At 42.2% G+C, this 614-nt stretch carries 1 protein-coding gene; it reads left to right on the top strand.

Annotated elements, in window-relative coordinates; translation table 11 throughout:
* Nucleotides 1-614 (top strand): RNA polymerase factor sigma-32 (locus ACFIO3_RS15060; protein ID WP_375704780.1); only part of this gene is annotated, 614 nt, incomplete at both ends.

The raw sequence follows: 614 nt of genomic DNA, 5'->3' as shown, positions 1-614 counted from the left end.
TTAGGACGTAATATGATGCGTTCTGCTATGCAAGCACCTTATCTTGAACGACAAAAAGAGCATGATTTGGCTCTGCGGTGGAAAGACAAACGTGATGATGATGCCATGCATCAAATTGCAGCGGCTCATATGCGTTTAGTGATTGCTATTGCTAATCGCTTTAAACGTTTCAAAATGCCATTGGGGGATTTGGTACAAGAAGGGTATGTGGGACTATTGGAAGCAGCTGCACGTTTTGAACCTGATCGGGAAGTGCGTTTTTCAACATATGCAACGTGGTGGATACGCGCTTCTATTCAAGATTATATTTTGCGAAACTGGTCAATTGTTCGAGGGGGAACCAGTTCTTCGCAAAAAGCACTTTTCTTTAATCTTCGGCGTTTGAGAGCAAAACTGGTGCAGGATGATAGTGCTTTATCGAAACAGGATATTTTTCGCACAATCGCTGAAAAACTCGGCGTTTCTGTGCGTGATGTTGAAACCATGGATTTTCGTTTTTCCAGTTCTGATAATTCCTTGAGTGTTTCTGTTTCTGAGAACAGTGATAATCCCATTGCAAAGATGGATGTGTTGGTGGATGAGAGTCCTCTTCCTGATGCTTTAATTGAGCAAGT

It is taken from the genome of Bartonella sp. AD328YNZD, from assembly GCF_042196425.1.
The sequence above is the reverse complement of the archived record's forward strand: the minus strand, read 5'-3'. Positions and strand labels throughout refer to the sequence as shown.